Raw genomic sequence first — 19,434 nt, 5'->3', positions numbered from 1 at the left:
TCAGGCGAGCTGCGCCGGAACGTACGGCGCCAGGTCCGCCGCCAGCTCCTCGTGCACCCGGACCTTGAGCAGGGTGCCCTCCGCGGTGTGCTCCTCGGAGATCACCTCGCCCTCGGTGTGGGCGCGGGCGACGAGCTTGCCGTGCGTGTACGGCACGAGCGCCTCGATCTCGACCGACGGCCGGGGCAGGTCGTTGTCGATGAGCGCGAGCAGCTCGTCGATGCCCAGGCCGGTGCGGGCCGAGACCGCGATGGAACGCTTCTCGACGCGCAGCAGCCGCTGGAGGACGAGCGGGTCGGCCGCGTCCGCCTTGTTGATCACGACGATCTCGGGCACGTCGGTGGCGCCGACGTCCCGGATCACCTCGCGCACGGCGGCCAGCTGCTCCTCCGGCACCGGGTGCGAGCCGTCCACGACGTGCAGGATCAGGTCGGAGTCGCCGACCTCCTCCATGGTGGAGCGGAACGCCTCGACCAGGTGGTGCGGCAGGTGCCGGACGAACCCGACGGTGTCGGCCAGCGTGTACAGCCGGCCGCTCGGGGTCTCCGCGCGCCGGACGGTCGGGTCCAGGGTCGCGAACAGGGCGTTCTCGACCAGGACGCCCGCGCCCGTGAGGCGGTTGAGCAGGGAGGACTTGCCGGCGTTGGTATAGCCCGCGATGGCCACGGACGGCACCTTGTTGCGCTTGCGCTCCTGGCGCTTGATCTCGCGGCCGGTCTTCATCTCCGCGATCTCCCGGCGCATCTTCGCCATCTTCTCGCGGATCCGGCGCCGGTCCGTCTCGATCTTGGTCTCACCGGGACCACGGGTGGCGAGGCCGCCGCCCTTGCCGCCGCCCATCTGGCGGGACAGCGACTGACCCCAGCCGCGCAGCCGCGGCAGCATGTACTGCATCTGCGCGAGGGCGACCTGCGCCTTGCCCTCTCGGGACTTGGCGTGCTGGGCGAAGATGTCGAGGATCAGGGCCGTACGGTCGATGACCTTGACCTTGACGACGTCCTCCAGCTGGATCAGCTGGCCTGGGCTCAGCTCACCGTCGCAGATGACGGTGTCCGCGCCCGTCTCGACCACGATGTCGCGCAGCTCCTGGGCCTTGCCGGAGCCGATGAAGGTGGCGGCGTCGGGCTTGTCGCGGCGCTGGGTGACGCCGTCGAGCACGAGCGCGCCCGCGGTCTCCGCGAGGGCCGCCAGCTCCGCGAGGGAGTTGTCGGCGTCCTGCACGGTGCCGGAGGTCCACACCCCTACGAGCACGACCCGCTCCAGGCGGAGCTGTCGGTACTCGACCTCGGTGACGTCCTCCAGCTCGGTGGAGAGGCCGGCGACGCGGCGCAGGGCCGCGCGCTCGGAACGGTCGAACTGGTCGCCGTCCCGCTCGCCGTCGATCTCGTAGCTCCAGGCGACGTCCTCTTCCATCAGGGCATCGGCCCGAAGACCCTCGGGGTAGGCGTGCGCGAGGCGCTTGGTGTCCTGGGAAGGGGAAGAAGAGGAGGTCATTGGATCCTTACGTCGATGAATGAGCCGTTACGGCGACGATACGGCGGTCATGAGGAACAACGCACGAGTACCCCGGGAGATTCCCGTGTCCCGTGCCGCGCCGACCTGAAAATGGTCGCACGGCACGGCCCGTCTCGTCATCGCCTTATTCCGGGTCCGTCACTTGGCGTGTCCGGGCGATTCCATCGTCGTCCAGTCCGGGTGCCCGGGCATCGGCGGGGTCTTCTCGCCGTACAGCCAGTCCTTCAGGAAGCCGGTCAGGTCGCGGCCGGCGACGGCCGAGGCGAGGCGGACGAAGTCGGCGGTGCCGGCCGTGGAGTCCCGGTGTCCCTGGACCCAGATCCGCTCCAGGCGCTCGAACCTCTCCTGGCCGATCTCCTGGCGCAGGGCGTACAGCACGAGCGCGGCGCCGTCGTAGACGTTGGGGCGGAAGATGCCGATCTTCTGGCCGGGTGCGGGCGGCTTGGGCAGCGCGGGCGGGCCGCCGGTCTCGCGCCAGTGGTCGGAGGCGCCGTAGGCGGCCTTCATGCGGTCCTCCATGGGCCGGTGCGCCTTCTGCTCCGCGTACAGCTCCTCGTACCAGGTGGCGTGCCCCTCGTTCAGCCACACGTCGGACCAGCTGCGCGGGCTGACGCTGTCGCCGAACCACTGGTGGGACAGCTCGTGCACCATGATCGACTCGATGTACCACTTGGGGTAGGCGGGCTCGGTGAACAGGTCCTTCTCGAAGAGCGAGAGGGTCTGTGTCTCCAGTTCGAACCCGGTGGCGGCCTGGGCCATGAGCAGGCCGTAGGTCTCGAACGGGTAAGGACCGACCTTGCTCTCCAGCCACGCGATCTGGTCGGGCGTCTTCGCGAGCCAGGGTTCGAGAGCCTTGCGGTCGCCGCTGGGCACGACATCACGGACGCGCAGTCCGTGCGGTCCGTCGCGGTGCAGGACGGCGGAGCGGCCGATGGACACCTGGGCGAGTTCGGTGGCCATGGGGTGCTGGGTGCGGTACGTCCAGGTGGTGGTGGGGCCGACTCGTTCCGCACTCGTGGGCAGACCGTTCGCGACGACCGTGTAGTCGTTCGGGGCGGTGATCCGGAAGGTGAACCTCGCCTTGTCGGACGGGTGGTCGTTGCACGGGAAGACCAGGTGGGCGGCGTCGGCCTGGTTGGCCATGGCGAGCCCGTCGGAGGTGCGCACCCAGCCGCCGTCCTGGCCCTTGCCGGTGGCGGGGTCGCTGGTGTGCCGCACGGTGATCCGGGTCCAGCTGCCGAGCGGCAGGGAGTGGGCCGGCGTCACGACGAGATCCTCACCGGCAGTGGCGAAGTCCGCGGGGTGCCCGTCGACCTCGACGGACTCGACGGTGCCGCGCCCGAAGTCGAGGTTGACGCGGTCCAGCTGGGTGGTGGTCCGGGCGTCGATGGTGGTGACGGCCTGGAGCGGCTTGTCGTTGGTGCCGGGATAGGTGAGGGACAGGTCGTACGACGCCACGTCGTATCCCGGGTTGCCCAGGTTCGGGTACAGCCGATCGCCGACGCCCAGGGGCTCGGCCGGAGCACCGGCGGCGAGGAGGCAGACGGAGACGGCGGAGGCGAGCAGGGCCGCCTTCCGGTGCCGGAGGAGCCTGGGCCGGGGGCGGGAGTTGAGCAGCATGCACCACCGCTACCAGCGCGCACGCGCCCCGCGGCGGCGACGCGCTTCCGGCCCACCCGAACGGGTTGGCCCGGGGAGCCTTCTGGCCATGGCGGACCTGCTGCGCAGGCCCTCGGGGGGAGCCTCAGGGGGCAGGCGCCTGGTGCTGAGCGCGGCTCACGTCGTACACGCCGGGGACGTCGCGCATGGCGCGCATGAGCGCCGGGAGGTGGGCCGCGTCGGGGAGTTGGAGGGTGTAGGTGTGGCGGACCCGCTGCTGGCTGGGCGGTTCGACGGTGGCGGAGACGATGTCGACGCCTGCCGATGAGATCGCCTCGGTGAGGTCGGCGAGCAGATGCGGGCGGCCGAACGATTCAGCGACCAGCGTGACCCGGCACTCGGTGGTGTCTCCCCAGCGCACGCCGATCTCTGCGCGCCCCCGCTCCGTCATGTGCGCCACCGCCGCGCACTCCACGCGGTGCACGGTCACCGCTCCCCCGCGTACGGCGAAGCCGGTGATCTCGTCGGGCGGTACCGGCGTACAGCACCGGGCGAGCCGCACGGTGGCCCCGGGCCGGTCCACGAGGACGTCGGCGCCCCGGGGCCGGGCGCTCTCCGCGGGCCGGGCGGCGGTGCTCCGAGCGGCTGCGGCGCGGGGACCGCTCGCCACCTCCGCACCGCCCGAGGTCTCCTCGCTCCCCTCCTCCGCGCCGGCGGCGGGGTGTGTGGCCAGCCAGCGCTGGATGGCGATGCGGGCGGCCGGGGTGTGGGCGTGCTCCAGCCACTCGCGGGAAGGCTCGGAGGCCGGGTCCTGTCCCATGATCAGCTGGACGGTGTCGCCGTCCCGCAGGACGGTGCTGAGGGTGGCCAGGCGCCCGTTGACGCTGGCGCCGATGCAGGCGTGTGCGTCCTCGCCGTACTGCGCGTAGGCGGCGTCGACGCAGGTGGCGCCCTCGGGCAGGCCCAGGGTGCCGCCGTCGGGACGGAAGACGGTGATCTCGCGGTCCTGGGCGAGGTCCGCGCGCAGGGTGGACCAGAAGGTGTCGGGGTCGGGGGCAGCCCGCTGCCATTCCAGCAGCCGGGAGAGCCAGCCGGGGCGGGTCGGGTCGGCGCGCTCGCCGTCGGCGGGGTCGTCGGAGCCGGGAGCGTACGGATTGCCGAGCGCGACGACGCCGGCCTCGGCGGCCTTGTGCATCTGGTGGGTGCGGATGAGGACTTCGGCCACCTGTCCGTCGGCGCGGGCGACGGCGGTGTGCAGGGACTGGTAGAGGTTGAACTTCGGTACGGCGATGAAGTCCTTGAACTCCGAGACGACCGGCGTCATACAGGTGTGCAGCTCGCCGAGCACGCCGTAACAGTCGGCGTCCTCGTTGACGAGCACCAGCAGCCGGCCGAAGTCGGCGCCGCGCAGCTTTCCGCGTTTGCGGGCCACACGGTGGACGGACACGAAGTGCCGGGGCCGGATGAGGACTTCGGCCTGGATGTCGGCCTCGCGCAGCACACCGCGAACCTCGTCGGCGATCCCGGCGAGGGGGTCGTCGGGGCGGCCGGCGTTCTCGGCGATGAGGGCCCTGGTGTGCTCGTACTCCTCGGGGTGGAGGATCGCGAAGACTAGGTCCTCCAGCTCGGTCTTCAGGGCCTGCACGCCGAGGCGTTCGGCGAGCGGGATGAGGACGTCGCGGGTGACCTTGGCGATCCGGGCCTGTTTCTCGGGGCGCATCACGCCCAGGGTGCGCATGTTGTGCAGACGGTCGGCGAGTTTGATCGACATCACGCGCACGTCGCTGCCGGTGGCGACGAGCATCTTGCGGAAGGTCTCCGGTTCGGCGGCGGCTCCGTAGTCGACCTTCTCCAGCTTCGTGACGCCGTCGACCAGATAACGAACCTCCTCACCGAACTGTTCCCCCACCTGATCGAGCGTCACGTCGGTGTCCTCGACGGTGTCGTGGAGCAGCGAGGCCGTCAAGGTGGTGGTCTCGGCGCCGAGTTCGGCGAGGATGAGAGTCACCGCGAGCGGATGGGTGATGTACGGCTCGCCGCTCTTGCGCATCTGGCCGCGGTGCGAGGACTCCGCGAGGACGTAGGCGCGGCGCAGGGGTTCGAGGTCCGCGTCGGGGTGGTGGGCGCGGTGCGCTTCCACGACGTGGCTGATCGCGTCCGGCAGCTTGCCACGGGCGGCGGGGCCCAGCAGCGCGGCCCGGCCCAGCCGGCGCAGGTCGATCCGCGGCCGGGACTTCCTGCGGACCGCCGTCGGCGCCGCGGATGCCGTCGGCGCCGTGGACGCCGTGGACGCCGTCGGTACCGTGGCAGCTGTTGCCGTCGTGGCCGCTACCGGGCCAGGGCTCGCAGGGTTCGTGGCCTCCGCACTCATGGGCACCTCCGGCTCGTGGTCCGGCGGACGGGGCCCCCAGGGCATACGCGTCTCAGGGATGGCGACGTTCCCCCGTCCGTGCCGGTGCTTGATGCTATCGAGCCCACCACGTGCGGTTGACCGCCTCTCGCCGAGCGTGAAACGGATCACCCATTCGAGCGACGCTGACGAGGTTTAGGGTTTGCGTCACATGGCCTGAACTCGGCCGCGGTTTCGAACGATCCAGGCTGCCGGGAGCCGCCGGGTGAACGAAGGCCCAGTCAACGAAGCGCGTTTTCCAGCCAGTCGGCGTCGAGCTCGCCCTCGGCGACGATGACGGCGGGTCCGGTCATCTCGATCTCGCCGTCGGGCCGTTCGGTGATGACGAGGCGTCCACCGGGCACGTCCACGGTGTACGTGGCCGGAGTGCCGGTGACGGCCGGGTCGGCACCGTCGCGGCGGGCGGTGGCCACGGCGACGGCGCACGCGCCCGTGCCGCAGGAGCGGGTCTCGCCGGAGCCGCGCTCGTGCACGCGCATGGCGACGTGGCGGGGGCCGCGGTCCACGACGAACTCGACGTTGACACCCTCGGGGTAGGCCGTCGCCGGGCTTACGGGCGGCGGGCCGTACAGGTTGCCGGCGTGGGCGAGGTCGTCCACGAAGGCGACGGCGTGCGGGTTGCCCATGTTCACGTTGCGCGCGGGCCAGCTGCGCTCGCCGACGCTCACCGTGACGTCCCCTTCGGGGAGGCGGGCGCTGCCCATGCCGACCGTGATGTCACCGTCCTTGGCGATGTGGACGGTCTTCACGCCCCCGCGCGTGGCGATCGCGAGATCTCCTTCGCCCACATGTCCGGCGTGCTGGAGGTAGCGCGCGAACACACGAACGCCGTTGCCGCACATCTCGGCGACCGAACCGTCGCCGTTGCGGTAGTCCATGAACCACTCCGCCTCGGCGGCCAGCTCCCGGGCCTCCGGGTGCGCGGCGGACCGCACCACGTGCAGCACGCCGTCGCCACCGATACCGGCCCGGCGGTCGCACAGGGCGGCGACGGCGGCCGGGGTCAGGTCGAGGGCGTTCTCGAGGTCGGGGACGATCACGAAGTCGTTCTCGGTGCCGTGACCCTTGAGGAAGGCGATCCGCGTGCTCATTCCTCGATCGTACGGGGTCGCCATGGCGTTCCCCGCGCCCGGCCTTGCGGTGCTCGCCTCGCACCCGGCCCCGCACCGCTAGCGCAGGCGGGCCACCCGCCACACGGCGAGGACGACCGCGACGGCCACCAGCAGCACGTAGCCGAGGACGACCCGCCAGTCGACCCGGCGGCCGGAGCCGCGCGGGGGCAGTCCCGGCCAGGTGTAGCCCACCCGGCGGGCGGCCATCATGCCCCAGCCCGCGGCGCACGAACAGATCAGCAGGCCCAGCATGGCGATGACCGCGCCGCTGTCGCCGAAGTCGAAGGCGAGCGGGAAGGCGAACATCAGGGAGCCGCCGGCGGCCAGTCCCACGATCGGCGCCAGCTGCCAGATGCGCAGCCGCCGCTGCGGACGCAGCTCGACCTCGACCTCCGGTCCGCCCGCGTACATCTCCTCGGGCTCGGGCCCGTCGTCGGTCACACCGTCCGGCGTCTCGTCCGGCCCGTCTTCGGCCAGCCGGTCCTCCAGGCGGTCCTCGACCCGGCTGCCCAGTTCGTCACTGTCCGTGGCGCACGCGCTGTCAGTGGCGACGGGACCGTCGGTGGTCACAGGACCGTCGGTGGTGACAGGCTCGGTGCTCTGTGCGGTGTCGCGAGGGCCGGCCTCCATCGCCACGCGCCCTCCCAACTAGGACTCCACTTGGTCGATCGACGCTCGATGATGGCACGGCGCCGAAGGCCTCGATGACCGGCAGCGCATCCCGATGCCATCACGTGATCAGGCTGTGACCGGTCGTTCGACCAACGCCAGAGCCAGCTGCGGAAGTTCCGCGCGGTCCGCCTCCGCCCCACTCAACCAGTGCACCCGGGGATCGCGCCTGAACCATGAATCCTGGCGGCGCGCGAAGCGCTTGGTGGCGCGTACGGTCTCGTCCCGCGCTTCCGCTTCGGTGCAATCCCCGGCGAACGCCGCGAGCACCTGCTGGTAGCCCAGCGCGCGCGAGGCCGTGCGCCCCTCGCGCAGGCCCTGCGCCTCCAGTGCGCGCACCTCGTCGACGAGCCCGGCCTCCCACATCCGGTCGACGCGCCGCGCGATGCGCTCGTCCAGCTCCGGACGAGCCACGTCGACGCCGATCTGGACGGTGTCGTAGACGGAGTCGTGGCCGGGCAGATTGGCGGTGAAGGGCTGGCCGGTGATCTCGATCACCTCCAGGGCCCGGACGATACGGCGGCCGTTGCTGGGCAGGATCGCGCGGGCCGCCTCGGGGTCGGCGGCGGCCAGCCGGGCGTGCAGGGCGCCGGGGCCGCGGAGCACCAGCTCGTCCTCCAGGCGGGCCCTGACCTCGGGGTCGGTGCCCGGGAACTCCAGGTTGTCGACCGCGCCGCGGACGTACAGGCCGGAGCCGCCGACCAGGATCGGCCAGCGGCCCTCGGCGAGCAGCGCGTCGATCCGCGCGCGGGCCAGCTTCTGGTACTCGGCGACCGAGGCGGCGACCGTCACGTCCCAGATGTCCAGCAGGTGGTGCGGGACGCCGCCGCGCTCCTCGGGCGTCAACTTGGCGGTGCCGATGTCCATCCCGCGATAGAGCTGCATGGAGTCGGCATTGACGATCTCGCCGCCGAGCCGCTGGGCCAGGAAGACGCCGAGATCGGACTTTCCGGCCGCGGTGGGTCCGACGACGGCGATGACGCGGGGGGCAAGGAATGCACTGCTCACCGCACCAGTCTCGCAAACCTCCGGACGGGGCCTCGAACGAGTTACGTGACGGCACACCACCCGGGTCGTTGCCCGAGGCGAGGTGCGGCCTGCCGGGCCGCCCAAGGCGGTGACCCGGGCGGCGCAACCCAACGCACCGGGTGACGCGGGATTTCGCCCGCACGAGTACCGTATGGAGTGGATATGGGCGTTTTTGCACGACTCCTCGGCAGGCCGAAGGCGGCTCAGGCGACGACTCAGGAGACGACTCACGAGGCATCGGCCACCGAGGCGCAGGCCGACCCGGAACCGGGAACGGCCGAGGCGGCGGAAGCGGAGGCGAAATCGGAGCCGGAGTCGGCGGAGGCGAGGGGCTCGGCCCAGGCCGCGCGCGAAGGCGCGGCGGCGGAGCCGGAAGCCGCCGCCGGCGACGCGGGCGAGGGTGCCGGGATTCCCAGGCAGCAGTCCGCCGAGGAGGCCGCCGACCGCGAGACCGGCGAGAGCGCCCGCACGTAACTGTCCCGCGAGGGAAGGTGGACCATGGGTCTGTTGGAGAATGTGAAGGCCAAGCTCGCCCCTGCCAAGGACAAGGTGTCGGACCTCGCACGGCAGCATGGGGACAAGGTCCAGCACGGCATCGACAAGGCCGCGCATGCCGTCGACGAGCGGACCAAGCACAGGTACAGCGACAAGATCCAGGCGGGCACGGGCAAGGCCAAGGAGGCCATGGACCGTCTGGCGCACAAGGAGGGCGAGGGCCCCGAGGGCGGCGGCCCGGCGACTTCGACGCACCCGGAAGGTCCGCCGCCTCCGGCTTCCTGATCATCCTGGGCTGCTGAAGAAAGACACCGGCGCCATCGGCGACACCGGCGACTTTGTTGACCGGCGGACGGCCGCGGAGCGGTTGGGCTCCCGGCCGTCCGTCCGATTTCGTCGGGCCTAGGGGCTACGGCCGAGCGGCTACGACCACGTGGCGACGAGATAGCCCACGCCGTACGGGGCGTCGTCGTACAGGAGGGCACCACCGAGGCCGGCGCCTTCGGCCGCGCCCGCGAGGATCTGCCAGGGGGCCCGGCCGGCGGCCTTCAGTTCGTACGCCAGCTCGGCGTCCAGCGCCTGGACGGCCGCCACGTCCGCCGCGCCCAGGGCACGCGCCACCTCCGCGTCGAAGGGGGCGGCCCGCTCGTCCAGGTAGCCCGGCGCCTTGAGCGTGCGGCGCGCGCTGGCATCGCCCATCACCAGCAGCGCCACCCGGTCCGCCTGGGCGGCGATGTCCCGCCCTGCTTCGGCACACCGCTCGGGGGCCAGCGTTTCCCCGACGCCGAGTCCCTCGACCGGGGCGTCCGCCCAGCCGGTCCGCTGCAGCAGCCAGGCGGCGACGGCCAGCGAGGTCGGCAGCTCGCGCTCGGGGACGGTGTCCGTGGCGGGTCCCAGCGTGACGTCCAGGTCGACGCCGAAGCCCCGGAAGTGTCCCTGGGCGCCCTGCGGGTACGGTCCGCGCCGGCTCTGCTCGGCGGTCCCGACGACCACGAGCTTGTCGGGGCGGGCGGCGGCGAGCACGCCGAGGGTGTCCACGCACGCCGCGCGTGCGGCGTGCATCTCGGGTGCGGCACCCGCGGCGACCTCGGGAACGAGCAGCGGCGGGCAGGGGCAGACGGCGGCGGCGACAAGCATGATCGGCAGGGTAACGCCGGACGACGACCTGGCGTCACCCCACGCCGAGTGCTACGCGACTCCGAGCGCCCGGCAGGCCGGGCGGACGGCGCCGCAGACAGCGGCTAGTCGCAGCCGCAGGCGCTCGCGGCGGCCGGCAGCGGCTCCGGGACGCCGATCTTCGGCAGCCCGAGCATGACCCCCGCCGGCTTGGCCGCCTCGGCGGCCTGACGCTTCTCCCAGGCGTCCCCCGCGCGCGTGCGGCGCACGTCGAGGACGGCGCCCTCGGCAAGGAGGTGGTGCGGGGCGGCGTACGTCACCTCGACGGTGACCACGTCACCGGGGCGGACCTCCTGCTCCGGCTTGGTGAAGTGGACGAGCCGGTTGTCGGGGGCGCGCCCGGACAGCCGGTGCGTGGCGCCGTCCTTGCGGCCCTCGCCCTCGGCGACCATCAGCTCCAGCGTGCGGCCGACCTGCTTCTTGTTCTCCTCCCAGGAGATCTCCTCCTGGAGGGCGACGAGCCGCTCGTAGCGCGCCTGGACGACCTCCTTGGGGATCTGGTTCTCCATGGTGGCGGCGGGCGTGCCGGGCCGCTTGGAGTACTGGAAGGTGAACGCCTGCGTGAACCGCGCCTCGCGCACCGCGTGCAGCGTCTGCTCGAAGTCCTCCTCGGTCTCGCCCGGGAAGCCCACGATGATGTCGGTGGTGATCGCGGCGTGCGGGATGGCGGCGCGCACCTTCTCGATGATCCCGAGGTAACGCTCCTGCCGGTAGGAGCGACGCATCGCCTTCAGGACGGTGTCCGAGCCGGACTGGAGCGGCATGTGCAGCTGCGGCATGACGTTCGGCGTCTCGGCCATGGCGGCGATGACGTCGTCGGTGAAGTCGCGCGGGTGCGGGGAGGTGAACCTGACCCGCTCCAGGCCCTCGATGTTCCCGCAGGCGCGCAGCAGCTTGCTGAAGGCCTCGCGGTCGCCGATGTCGGAGCCGTAGGCGTTGACGTTCTGCCCGAGCAGCGTGATCTCGCTGACGCCTTCGGCGACGAGCGCCTCCACCTCGGCGAGGATGTCCCCGGGGCGGCGGTCCTTCTCCTTGCCGCGCAGCGCGGGGACGATGCAGAAGGTGCAGGTGTTGTTGCAGCCGACGGAGATCGACACCCAGGCCGCGTACGCGCTCTCGCGCCGCGTCGGCAGCGTGGAGGGGAACGCCTCCAGCGACTCGGCGATCTCGACCTGAGCCTCCTCCTGCACCCGCGCGCGCTCGAGCAGGACCGGCAGCTTGCCGATGTTGTGCGTACCGAAGACGACGTCCACCCAGGGCGCCTTCTTCACGATGGTGTCGCGGTCCTTCTGCGCGAGACAGCCGCCGACCGCGATCTGCATCCCGGGCCGCGAGGCCTTCTTCGGCGCGAGCCGGCCGAGGTTGCCGTACAGCCGGTTGTCGGCGTTCTCCCGCACGGCGCAGGTGTTGAAGACGACGACGTCCGCGTCCCCGTCCGACCCCTCGGGCGCCCGCACGTACCCGGCCTCTTCCAGCAGCCCGGCCAATCGCTCGGAATCGTGAACGTTCATCTGGCACCCGTAGGTGCGGATCTCGTAACTCTTGGATCCCTGAACGTCCACGGTGGAGCTCCGGTCGAGGCTGCTAGTCATGGCTCAAGGGTAGACCGTCCGGGGGACGCTCCCGCCGCACCGACAGGTCAGCCCGCCTTGCCCCGACACCGCAACCGCCGGGCACGCCAGGCGGATGGGACAGGCGCTGCCGCCCCACATGGTTGTTCGTCACCTTTCGCAAGGGTCACAGGGCGCACACTGTAAACAGAAGGCCATGCGGCATCAGCTGGACGTGGAGGTGAGGTTCATGAGCACCCTCGAAGTACACGTCGACGTCGGCGTTCCGGTCGATACGGCCTGGGAGACCCTTCACCGGGTGGAGAACTATCCGCGCTTCGTGGACGGCGTGCGGGGCGCGCATGCGGAGACAGGGGGCCGGGCACATCTGGAGGTCGAGGCACGCGGCGGAGCCCGGGAGGTCGAGGCCGAGGTCTCCGACCGCCGCGGCGAGCGCGTGATGGAGTGGCTCACCACGAGCGCCCCCGAGCTGACGGGCTCCTTCTCGGTACAGCCGATCGACCGGGATCACACCCGGATCCAGGCACGGCTGGAGTACGACCCCGACACCGTCCGGGAGACCTTCGGCGGGCCCAAGGGGTTCGCCCAGACGAACGCGATCGAACGGCTCGTCCGCAGCGATCTGGAGCACTTCAAGGAGTACGTGGAACGAGGCTGACCGGGTCAGGTTTCGATCACGGCATCGCAGTCCGGGCACACCACGGATGCGTGTTCCGCGGGGTACCAGGGCGCTCCAGGCTGTTCGGAGGGCTTCCAGCGGGCCGTCTCCATGGCGAAGGTGTCCTTGCCGCAGAGGGTCCGTGGTCCGGCGGCGGTGCGGGACCCCGGGGCCGCGGGTGCCGCGTGCACCTTGCGGACGCGCCGTTCCGGTCCGCCCTGCGTCCCCGGGGAGGTGCGCTTCGCCACCGGCTTGTCGAGTTCGTAGACGACGATCTCGCTCATGTCTCCACCGTAGGCGGTCGCGAGGCGCTCCCGGCGTGGTGAGGTGACCCGTTCGTGAACTCCGTGGCCAGGGAGCCCGAGGATCTCCTGCGAGCCCTCGCAGCCGCCGGGATCCGGGACGAGCGGCTGCTCGAAGCCGTGCGCGCGACTCCCCGGGCCGCCTTTGTCCCGGCCGGTCAGGAGGCTGCCGCCTACCGGGACGTACCCGTGGCGATCGGGCAGGGACAGGTCACCACGCAGCCCTCGCTGTCCGTCCTGATGATCGAGAGCCTCGGTCTGGGCGGGGGCGAGCACGTCCTGGAGATCGGTACGGGGCTCGGCTTCCAGACCGCCCTGCTCGCCCGGCTGGCCGCCGATGTGGTCAGCATCGAGCTGCGGCCGGGCATCGCCCGCCAGGCGCGGGTGAACCTCGCGCGTCAGGGCGTACGGAACGTGGAGCTGCGGGTCGGCGACGGCAGCGGCGGCGTTCCGGACCGCGCTCCGTACGACGCGGTCCTCGTGTCGGCCGCCTTCCCGGAGGTGCCCGCGCCGCTGGTCGCGCAGGTACGGCCACAGGGCCGCCTCGTGCAGCCGATCGGGCCGGGCGGGCGCGAGCAGGTGGTGCTCTTCGAGCGCACCGCGGCGGGGCTGGAGCGCTTGCGGGTGGTGACGGGAGCCTGTTTCGTGCGGCTCCAGGGGCGGTACGGCTTCCCGCCGGACGACGTGGATGACCTTTGACCGGAGGCCTCTTACGCGTCCGCGACGCTTACGACGGCCAGCGTGATGTTGTCCGGGCCGCCCGCGGCGATGGCGGCCTTCCACAGTTCGAAGGCCGCCCGGCGGTCGTCCTGCTCCCGCATCACGTCGTCGAGCACATCCGTCGGCAGCGGATCGGTCAGACCGTCGGTGCAGATGAGGTAGCGGTCGCCGGGAGCCAGGGACTCGACCGCCACATGGGGCTGGACGGCCCGGTACGCGCGGCTGCCGCCCAGGCACTGGGTGACGAGGGACGTGGTGCGGCGCCCGGGTTCGAGCGGGGGGCTGTCGTCGACGCTCATCTGGCGCAGCCCGTCACGGGGAGCAGCGAAGACCCGGCTGTCGCCCACGTTGAACACCAGCAGCGAGTCGAGCCGTACGACCACGCCGGCGACGGTCGTCCCCATGCCGGCAAGCCCGCTTTCCTCGCCTCCGACGGCCGCGTACACGGCGTGGTTGCACGCGTTCAAGGCGCCCCGTACGGCGTCCCCGCTGCCCAGGGCAGGACCGAGCGCCGCCATCCGCCGTACGACCAGGGCGCTGGCCACGTCGCCCCCGGGATGCCCGCCGAGCCCGTCGGCGACGGCGACGACGAGGGGCGTCCCGAGCGGGAAGACCAGGGTCTGCGGGCTCTCGGTCACCGTGGCGCACAGCGTCCACGGCCCGACCACGAGGCTGTCCTCGTTCCGTTCACGGAGCAGCCCGGGATGACTCAGCGCGCTCACCGCCACGTACCGCATGGAACGCCACCGCCTGTGTGAGAGCCCTTCAGCTCCTGCCGGCCCCGGGTTCAAGGGTAGGCAGGCGGCCCGCGGAGGGCCTCGTGAGCTCCCCGGTGCGGTACGGCTTCACCTGTCACTGCCGCCATTTGCCCGGCCCGGACGCGACCCGCTCGCTGTCCGCGCTGTCCGCCTTGTGCTGCGCCCCCGGGGCGGCACCGGCCGTCGGTCTCCCTCCCAGCCAGGCGAGGAAGGCGAGGACGAACAGTCCCTCGGCGATCAGGGAAAGGGGGCCGTAGGGCGGCTCCCAGCCGGGTTCGTAGTAGCCGTCCGGAAGGCCGACGGTGCGCGACAGCAGAAAACCGATGATCATGCCGAGGCTGACGAGGACCCCGATCGTCCATGCGAGCGCGGGACGTCTCAGGGTCACCAGTGCCACCGCCACGGCGAGCATGACGGCGCTGCCCAGGGCGAACAGGACGCCGATGTAGAGCTTCTCCTTGAGGTGATCAGGGACGAGGAGTCCGTGCACCACCACGTTGGCGAGGGCACAGCACGCTCCCAGTCCTCTCAGGGCGACTTCGCTGGTGGAGACGGAGTTCATGGTGACTCCAGTCATTCATGTGGCTCGTGCGCGCAGGAGGCGTGTGGAACCAGTGAGCTGCCGAAGCTGCCGGCCGCCGGAGGTGTTGCCTTATGTGAAGTCATACGGAAACGGTGCCCGACGGGATTGCCCTTGCTCGAAGAGAAGATGGGTACCGCTCTGCCGGACGGGGCGTGCGGGACCCGTGATGCAATAAGCGCGACGGAGCAGATCTCGGGGTGGAGTACGGGTGTTGAGCAACGGTGGGCCCGATGCGGGGAGTTTCCAGCCACTGGAGGACGGCGATCCGAAGGTCGTCGGTGCTTACGTGCTGGTGGCGCGGCTCGGGTCCGGCGGCATGGGGCGGGTCTATCTCTCGCACACGCCCGGCGGCCGGGCCGTCGCGGTCAAGGTGATCCGGCCGGAACTGGCCGAGAACACCGAGTTCCGGAAGCGGTTCCGGGCCGAGGTGGCCGCGGCCCGCCGGGTGCACGGGCTGTACACGGCGCCGGTCGTGGACAGTGACACCGAGGGGTCCGTGCCGTGGTGTGCGACTGCTTATGTTCCGGGGCCGTCCCTCGCCGAAGCCGTGGCCGATCACGGGGCGCTGCCCGTCGACACCGTGCTGCGGCTGATCGCCGGTGTCGCCGAGGCCCTGCAGGCCGTGCACCACGCGGGCATCGTGCACCGGGACCTCAAGCCGTCGAACGTACTGCTCGCCGCCGACGGCCCGCGCGTCATCGACTTCGGTGTCGCGCGGGCCGCTGACGCCACGGCGGTGACACAGAGCGGCATGGCCGTCGGCACGGTCGCCTACATGGCGCCGGAGCAGGTGCTCGGCGGGGAGGCAGCTCCCTCGGCCGACGTGTTCGCGCTGGGGCAGACCGCCGTCTTCGCGGCGACGGGCCGTGCCGCCTTCGGGGACGGGGATCCGCACGCGGTGCTCTACCGAGTGGTGCACTCGGAGCCCGACCTCGGCCATGTGCCGGAGCAGGTACGGGAGTTGGTGGCGCGCTGTCTGCGCAAGACCGCCGCCGAACGGCCTTCCGTCGAGGAGGTCATCCGCTCCGTCCAGACGATCCAGGCACAGCGCGGTGCCGAGGCGCTGGTCACCTCCGGCGCGTGGCTGCCGGGCGAGCTGGCCGCGGGGATAGCGGCCCGGACCCAGGGCGCCGATCAGGCGCGAGCCCGCGCGGCCCTGGGCACGGATGCCTCCGGCGGCCCGGTCGGTCACGGCAACGGCGGCACGGGCGGTGCGGGCAGTACGGCCGGTTACGGCGATGGCGCAGGCGGTTACGCGGCTGCCGGTTCCGGCGAGTATGGCGGGTACGGCGGTCACGCGCCTGCCGGTTCAGGCGGCCACGCCCCTGCCGATCCGGGCGCCTTCGGGCCCCCTGTCCCCTACTCCCCTGCCTCGCCCTACTCCCCCGCCCCGGCGCCCCACACCCCGCAGTCCCATGCCGCGCTCCCCGGCCCCTTCGTCATCGGGCAGGGGGCCGCACCAGGCCCATACGCGCCGCCCGGCCGGCCTCAGCAGCAGGAGTCGGCCGCCGCGCAGACCTCCCCCATGACCACCGGCGGCAAGCGCGGCGCCAGGGTCTGGATGCTGTCGGGGGCCGCCGTCGTGCTCGTCGCCTGCGGGGCCGTCGCCGCGCTGCTGCTCGCTCCGGGGAACGACGACAAGGGCGGCGACCGGGCGCAGGACGTGGCCGCATCGCGGTCGGCCACGGCCGCCACGGCATCGCCGTCGGCGTCGCCGTCCGGCTCGCCGTCGGCTCGGACCTCGAAGAGCCCGAAATCGGCCAAATCCTCCGTACCGCCGAGCGCTTCCGGGCCCGCGACACCCACGCGGGCCGCGACGTCGGCTCCCCCGACCACCGCGTCCAGCAAGCCCGCGGCTCCGAAGGCACCGGCCCCGGTGACGTACGCCGGGATCCGGATGACCAAGAGCCATGACCTGTACCTGGCGGACACCCCGGTGCGTTCCAAGGCGGACACCGGGACCTCCGACGAGGATCTGACCTACGCCGTCTACTCCGCGGGCGCGGTCCTCGCCCCCGGCACCACCTCCGGCAGCTCCCTCGCCGTACTGCCGACGGGCCGACAGGGAAGCCTGGACGTGTGCAAGTCGACGACCGGCTACAGGAGTTACGTCTGGGTGAGGGACCTCGCCGTCGGCCAGCAGATGTGCGTCATCAGCGGGACGGGGCACGTGGGGCTGGTGACGTACCGGGGCTCGTCCGGGACGACGTACGCCACCTTGGACGTGAAGGTGTGGCGCGGCGCGGCCTAGCCGAGGCCGGCGGCCACCGAGGCGGGGCACGCGGGGGTACAGGTCTGCCCAGGACTGGGTACGCGGGTGACGAGTACTCCGAGGGCTCTTTCGAAGAAGTTGATCGCGATGACGTCCGAGACCGTTCTCGTGCCCGCCGACGGCGCCGACCTCCCCGGTGATCTCGTGCTGCCGGAGCGGGCGCGGGCCGTGGTGCTGTTCGCGCACGGCAGCGGAAGCTCCCGGCACAGCCCGCGCAACCGGGCGGTCGCCGCCGAGCTGCGCCGGGCCGGGCTGGGCACCCTGCTGATCGACCTGCTCACCGAGGCGGAGGAGCGCCGGGACGTGCTGACCGCCGAGCACCGCTTCGACATTCCGCTGCTGGGGCGCCGGCTCGTGGCCGCTCTGGACTGGCTCGGCGCCCGGCCCGGCACCCGTGACCTGCCCGTCGTGCTCTTCGGCGCCAGCACCGGCGCCGCCGCTGCCCTGGTCGCCGCCGCCGCGCACCCGGACCGCGTCCTGACCGTCGTCTCCCGCGGCGGACGGCCCGATCTGGCGGGCGACGCGCTCCCCGCCGTACGCGCACCGGTCCTGCTGATCGTCGGCGGCCGGGACGAACACGTGCTCCAGCTCAACGAGGAGGCCGCCCGGCGGATGCGGGCCCCGAGCACCCTGCGGGTGATCCCGGGAGCCACGCATCTGTTCGAGGAACCCGGCGCGCTGGAGCGGGTCGCCGAGACGGCCCGGGAGTGGTGTGAGGAGCATCTGCGCCCGGTGACGGCGTGACAGCGGCCCACACCGGCCCCCACCCAGCCCCGCTGCCGACCCCGCCCCCGCTGCCTACCCTGAGAGTGTGGCTCGTTCCAACGAGGAGGTCGCCGCACTCTTCGCCGAGTACGCGGACCTGATCTCGATCACCGGAGGGGACGCGTTCCGGGCGCGCGTCTACGAGAAGGCCGCGCGGGCGGTGGGCGGCTATCACGCCGACGTGTCCACGCTCGATGCCAAGGGTCTCCAGGAGATCCCCAATGTCGGCAAATCGATCGCCGAGAAGATCGTCGAGTACTTCCGCACCGGCGGCGTGTCCGCGGTCGAGGAACTGCGGGCCAGGATCCCCGCGGGCGTCCGGCGGCTGACGGCCATCCCCACCCTCGGCCCGAAGAAGGCCTGCCTCCTGTACGAGGAGCTGGGCATCTCCTCGGTCGAGGAGCTGGCCGAGGCCATCCACGAGGAGCGGCTGCGCGACCTGAAGGGCTTCGGCCCCAAGACGGAGGAGAACATCCTCCACGGCATCGAACTCCTGCGGTCCTCCGGCGACCGCGTCCTGATCGACGTCGCCATGGACCTCGCCGTCGACATCGTCGCCGAGCTGTCCGGAGTCCCCGGCTGCCGGAAGTGCACGTACGCCGGCTCGCTGCGCCGGGGCCGCGAGACCATCGGTGACGTCGACGTCCTCGTGGCCGCCGCGAAGTCGGCCCCGTTCATGCGGGCGTTCACCGAGCTGCCGTGCGTCGCGGAGGTCGTCGCGCACGGCGAGAAGAAGACCTCGGTCCGCACCGACAAGGGCCTCGCCGTCGATCTGCGGGTCGTGCCGCCGGACTCCTGGGGCGCGGCGCTGCAGTACTTCACCGGCTCCAAGGCGCACAACATCCGCACCCGGGAACTGGCCGTGCACCAGAAGCTCAAGCTGTCCGAGTACGGGCTCTTCGACACCGAGACCGGCGAGAAGATCGTCTCCGCGACGGAGGAGGAGGTCTACGCCCGGCTCGGCCTGCCCTGGATCCCGCCGGCGCTGCGTGAGGACCGCGGGGAGATCGAAGCGGGGCTGAACGACGAGCTGCCCGTCCTGGTCGAGGAGAGCGACATCCGGGGTGACCTGCACACCCACACCGACCTCACCGACGGCCTCGCCCCGCTGGAGGAGATGGTCGCCGCGGCGGCCGAGCGCGGCTACGCCTACTACGCGGTGACCGACCACGGCCCGAACCTGTACATGCAGCGGATGACCGACGAACGGATGCTGGCCCAGCGCGAGGAGGTGCACGCGCTCGACGGCGCCTACGGCAAGCGCGGCCGGCGCAGCCAGGGCGGCGGCATGCGGCTGCTGCACGGCGCGGAGCTGAACATCGACCCCGACGGGGAGGTCGACTGGCCGGAGGAGTTCCTGGCCGGCTTCGACCTGTGCGTCGCCTCGGTGCACTCGCACTTCAACCAGGGGCGCGAGGCGCTGACCCGGCGGCTCGTGCGGGCCTGCGAGAACCCGTACGTCAACATCATCGGCCATCCCACCGCCCGGCTCATCGGCAAGCGGCCGGGCATCGACGCCGACCTCGACGAGGTCTTCGCCGCGTGCGCGCGCACCGGCACCGCCCTGGAGATCAACGCCGCTCCGGAACGGCTCGACCTGGGCGACGAGTTCATCCTGCGGGCCCGGCGGCACGGCGTGAAGTTCGCGATCGACAGCGACGCGCACGCCACCCCCCATCTGGCGAACATGCGCTACGGCGTGGGTACGGCCCAGCGCGGCTGGCTCACCAAGGACGACGTGATCAACACCTGGCCGCAGGCACGGCTGCGCCGGTTCCTGCACAAGCGCCGGTGAGCCGG

General features: G+C 72.0%; 18 protein-coding genes. 7 read left to right on the top strand and 11 right to left on the bottom strand.

Features of this window, described 5'->3' with window-relative positions; genetic code table 11:
• From hflX to miaA, 6 genes are all read right to left on the bottom strand, one after another.
• Window positions 1–1,494, bottom strand: a complete 1,494-nt coding sequence (hflX, locus tag ACWD3E_RS29485) for a GTPase HflX (protein ID WP_451390613.1) — start codon at window positions 1,492–1,494, stop codon at window positions 1–3.
• A gap of 159 nt (window positions 1,495–1,653) precedes the next feature.
• Window positions 1,654–3,135 (bottom strand): M1 family metallopeptidase, encoded by a 1,482-nt coding sequence (locus tag ACWD3E_RS29480; protein ID WP_451390612.1) that lies wholly within the window; start codon window positions 3,133–3,135, stop codon window positions 1,654–1,656.
• Window positions 3,136–3,259: 124 nt separating this feature from the next.
• Window positions 3,260–5,485, bottom strand: a complete 2,226-nt coding sequence (locus ACWD3E_RS29475; RefSeq protein WP_451390611.1) for a RelA/SpoT family protein — start codon at window positions 5,483–5,485, stop codon at window positions 3,260–3,262.
• A 260-nt stretch (window positions 5,486–5,745) separates the two neighbouring features.
• On the bottom strand, window positions 5,746–6,615 hold the full coding sequence (gene dapF / locus ACWD3E_RS29470; RefSeq protein WP_451390610.1) for a diaminopimelate epimerase: 870 nt from the start codon (window positions 6,613–6,615) through the stop codon (window positions 5,746–5,748).
• 78 nt (window positions 6,616–6,693) lie between these two features.
• Window positions 6,694–7,266, bottom strand: coding sequence for a hypothetical protein (locus ACWD3E_RS29465; RefSeq protein ID WP_451390729.1), 573 nt, complete (start codon window positions 7,264–7,266; stop codon window positions 6,694–6,696).
• A 108-nt stretch (window positions 7,267–7,374) separates the two neighbouring features.
• On the bottom strand, window positions 7,375–8,313 hold the full coding sequence (miaA, locus tag ACWD3E_RS29460) for a tRNA (adenosine(37)-N6)-dimethylallyltransferase MiaA (protein ID WP_451390609.1): 939 nt from the start codon (window positions 8,311–8,313) through the stop codon (window positions 7,375–7,377).
• Between the two features lie 183 nt (window positions 8,314–8,496).
• On the opposite strand from miaA, the gene ACWD3E_RS29455 reads away from it, so the two are divergent.
• Entirely contained in the window at window positions 8,497–8,808 is a 312-nt protein-coding gene (locus tag ACWD3E_RS29455) for a hypothetical protein (protein WP_451390608.1), read from the top strand.
• 24 nt (window positions 8,809–8,832) lie between these two features.
• Window positions 8,833–9,114, top strand: a complete 282-nt coding sequence (locus tag ACWD3E_RS29450) for an antitoxin (RefSeq protein WP_451390607.1) — start codon at window positions 8,833–8,835, stop codon at window positions 9,112–9,114.
• A 138-nt stretch (window positions 9,115–9,252) separates the two neighbouring features.
• Here ACWD3E_RS29450 and ACWD3E_RS29445 read toward each other — a convergent pair whose 3' ends face one another.
• Complete coding sequence (locus tag ACWD3E_RS29445; RefSeq protein ID WP_451390606.1) at window positions 9,253–9,966, bottom strand: class III extradiol dioxygenase subunit B-like domain-containing protein; 714 nt, start codon at window positions 9,964–9,966, stop codon at window positions 9,253–9,255.
• 104 nt (window positions 9,967–10,070) lie between these two features.
• Window positions 10,071–11,597: a tRNA (N6-isopentenyl adenosine(37)-C2)-methylthiotransferase MiaB gene (gene miaB / locus ACWD3E_RS29440; protein ID WP_451390605.1), complete on the bottom strand. Its 1,527-nt coding sequence runs from the start codon at window positions 11,595–11,597 to the stop codon at window positions 10,071–10,073.
• A 208-nt stretch (window positions 11,598–11,805) separates the two neighbouring features.
• Here miaB and ACWD3E_RS29435 point away from each other — a divergent pair, with 208 nt between their 5' ends.
• Window positions 11,806–12,234 carry an SRPBCC family protein gene (locus ACWD3E_RS29435; RefSeq protein WP_451390604.1) on the top strand — a complete coding sequence of 143 codons (429 nt, stop codon included), beginning with the start codon at window positions 11,806–11,808 and terminating at the stop codon, window positions 12,232–12,234.
• Window positions 12,235–12,239: 5 nt separating this feature from the next.
• On the opposite strand, the gene ACWD3E_RS29430 is transcribed toward ACWD3E_RS29435, so the two are convergent.
• Entirely contained in the window at window positions 12,240–12,518 is a 279-nt protein-coding gene (locus ACWD3E_RS29430) for a hypothetical protein (RefSeq protein WP_451390603.1), read from the bottom strand.
• A gap of 54 nt (window positions 12,519–12,572) precedes the next feature.
• Between ACWD3E_RS29430 and ACWD3E_RS29425 the strand changes: the two genes are divergently transcribed.
• Window positions 12,573–13,235, top strand: coding sequence for a protein-L-isoaspartate O-methyltransferase family protein (locus ACWD3E_RS29425; protein ID WP_451390602.1), 663 nt, complete (start codon window positions 12,573–12,575; stop codon window positions 13,233–13,235).
• 11 nt (window positions 13,236–13,246) lie between these two features.
• Here the strand turns inward: ACWD3E_RS29425 and ACWD3E_RS29420 are convergent, their stop codons facing one another.
• Window positions 13,247–13,993, bottom strand: coding sequence for a PP2C family protein-serine/threonine phosphatase (locus tag ACWD3E_RS29420; protein ID WP_451390601.1), 747 nt, complete (start codon window positions 13,991–13,993; stop codon window positions 13,247–13,249).
• Window positions 13,994–14,108: 115 nt separating this feature from the next.
• A complete protein-coding gene (locus ACWD3E_RS29415; RefSeq protein WP_451390600.1) occupies window positions 14,109–14,576 on the bottom strand; it encodes a hypothetical protein in 468 nt (155 codons plus the stop codon).
• 232 nt (window positions 14,577–14,808) lie between these two features.
• On the opposite strand from ACWD3E_RS29415, the gene ACWD3E_RS29410 reads away from it, so the two are divergent.
• The 3 genes from ACWD3E_RS29410 to polX all read left to right on the top strand — a co-directional run bounded on the left by ACWD3E_RS29410 (window position 14,809) and on the right by polX (window position 19,429).
• Window positions 14,809–16,848, top strand: a complete 2,040-nt coding sequence (locus ACWD3E_RS29410; RefSeq protein WP_451390599.1) for a protein kinase domain-containing protein — start codon at window positions 14,809–14,811, stop codon at window positions 16,846–16,848.
• Between the two features lie 108 nt (window positions 16,849–16,956).
• Window positions 16,957–17,613, top strand: coding sequence for a dienelactone hydrolase family protein (locus tag ACWD3E_RS29405; RefSeq protein WP_451390598.1), 657 nt, complete (start codon window positions 16,957–16,959; stop codon window positions 17,611–17,613).
• Between the two features lie 67 nt (window positions 17,614–17,680).
• Window positions 17,681–19,429, top strand: coding sequence for a DNA polymerase/3'-5' exonuclease PolX (gene polX, locus ACWD3E_RS29400; protein WP_451390597.1), 1,749 nt, complete (start codon window positions 17,681–17,683; stop codon window positions 19,427–19,429).
• Window positions 19,430–19,434: the final 5 nt, after the last annotated feature.

Source organism: Streptomyces sp. NPDC002676 (assembly GCF_053592455.1).
Note: the sequence above shows the minus strand (reverse complement) of the source record. Positions and strands in the feature narration are given on the sequence as shown.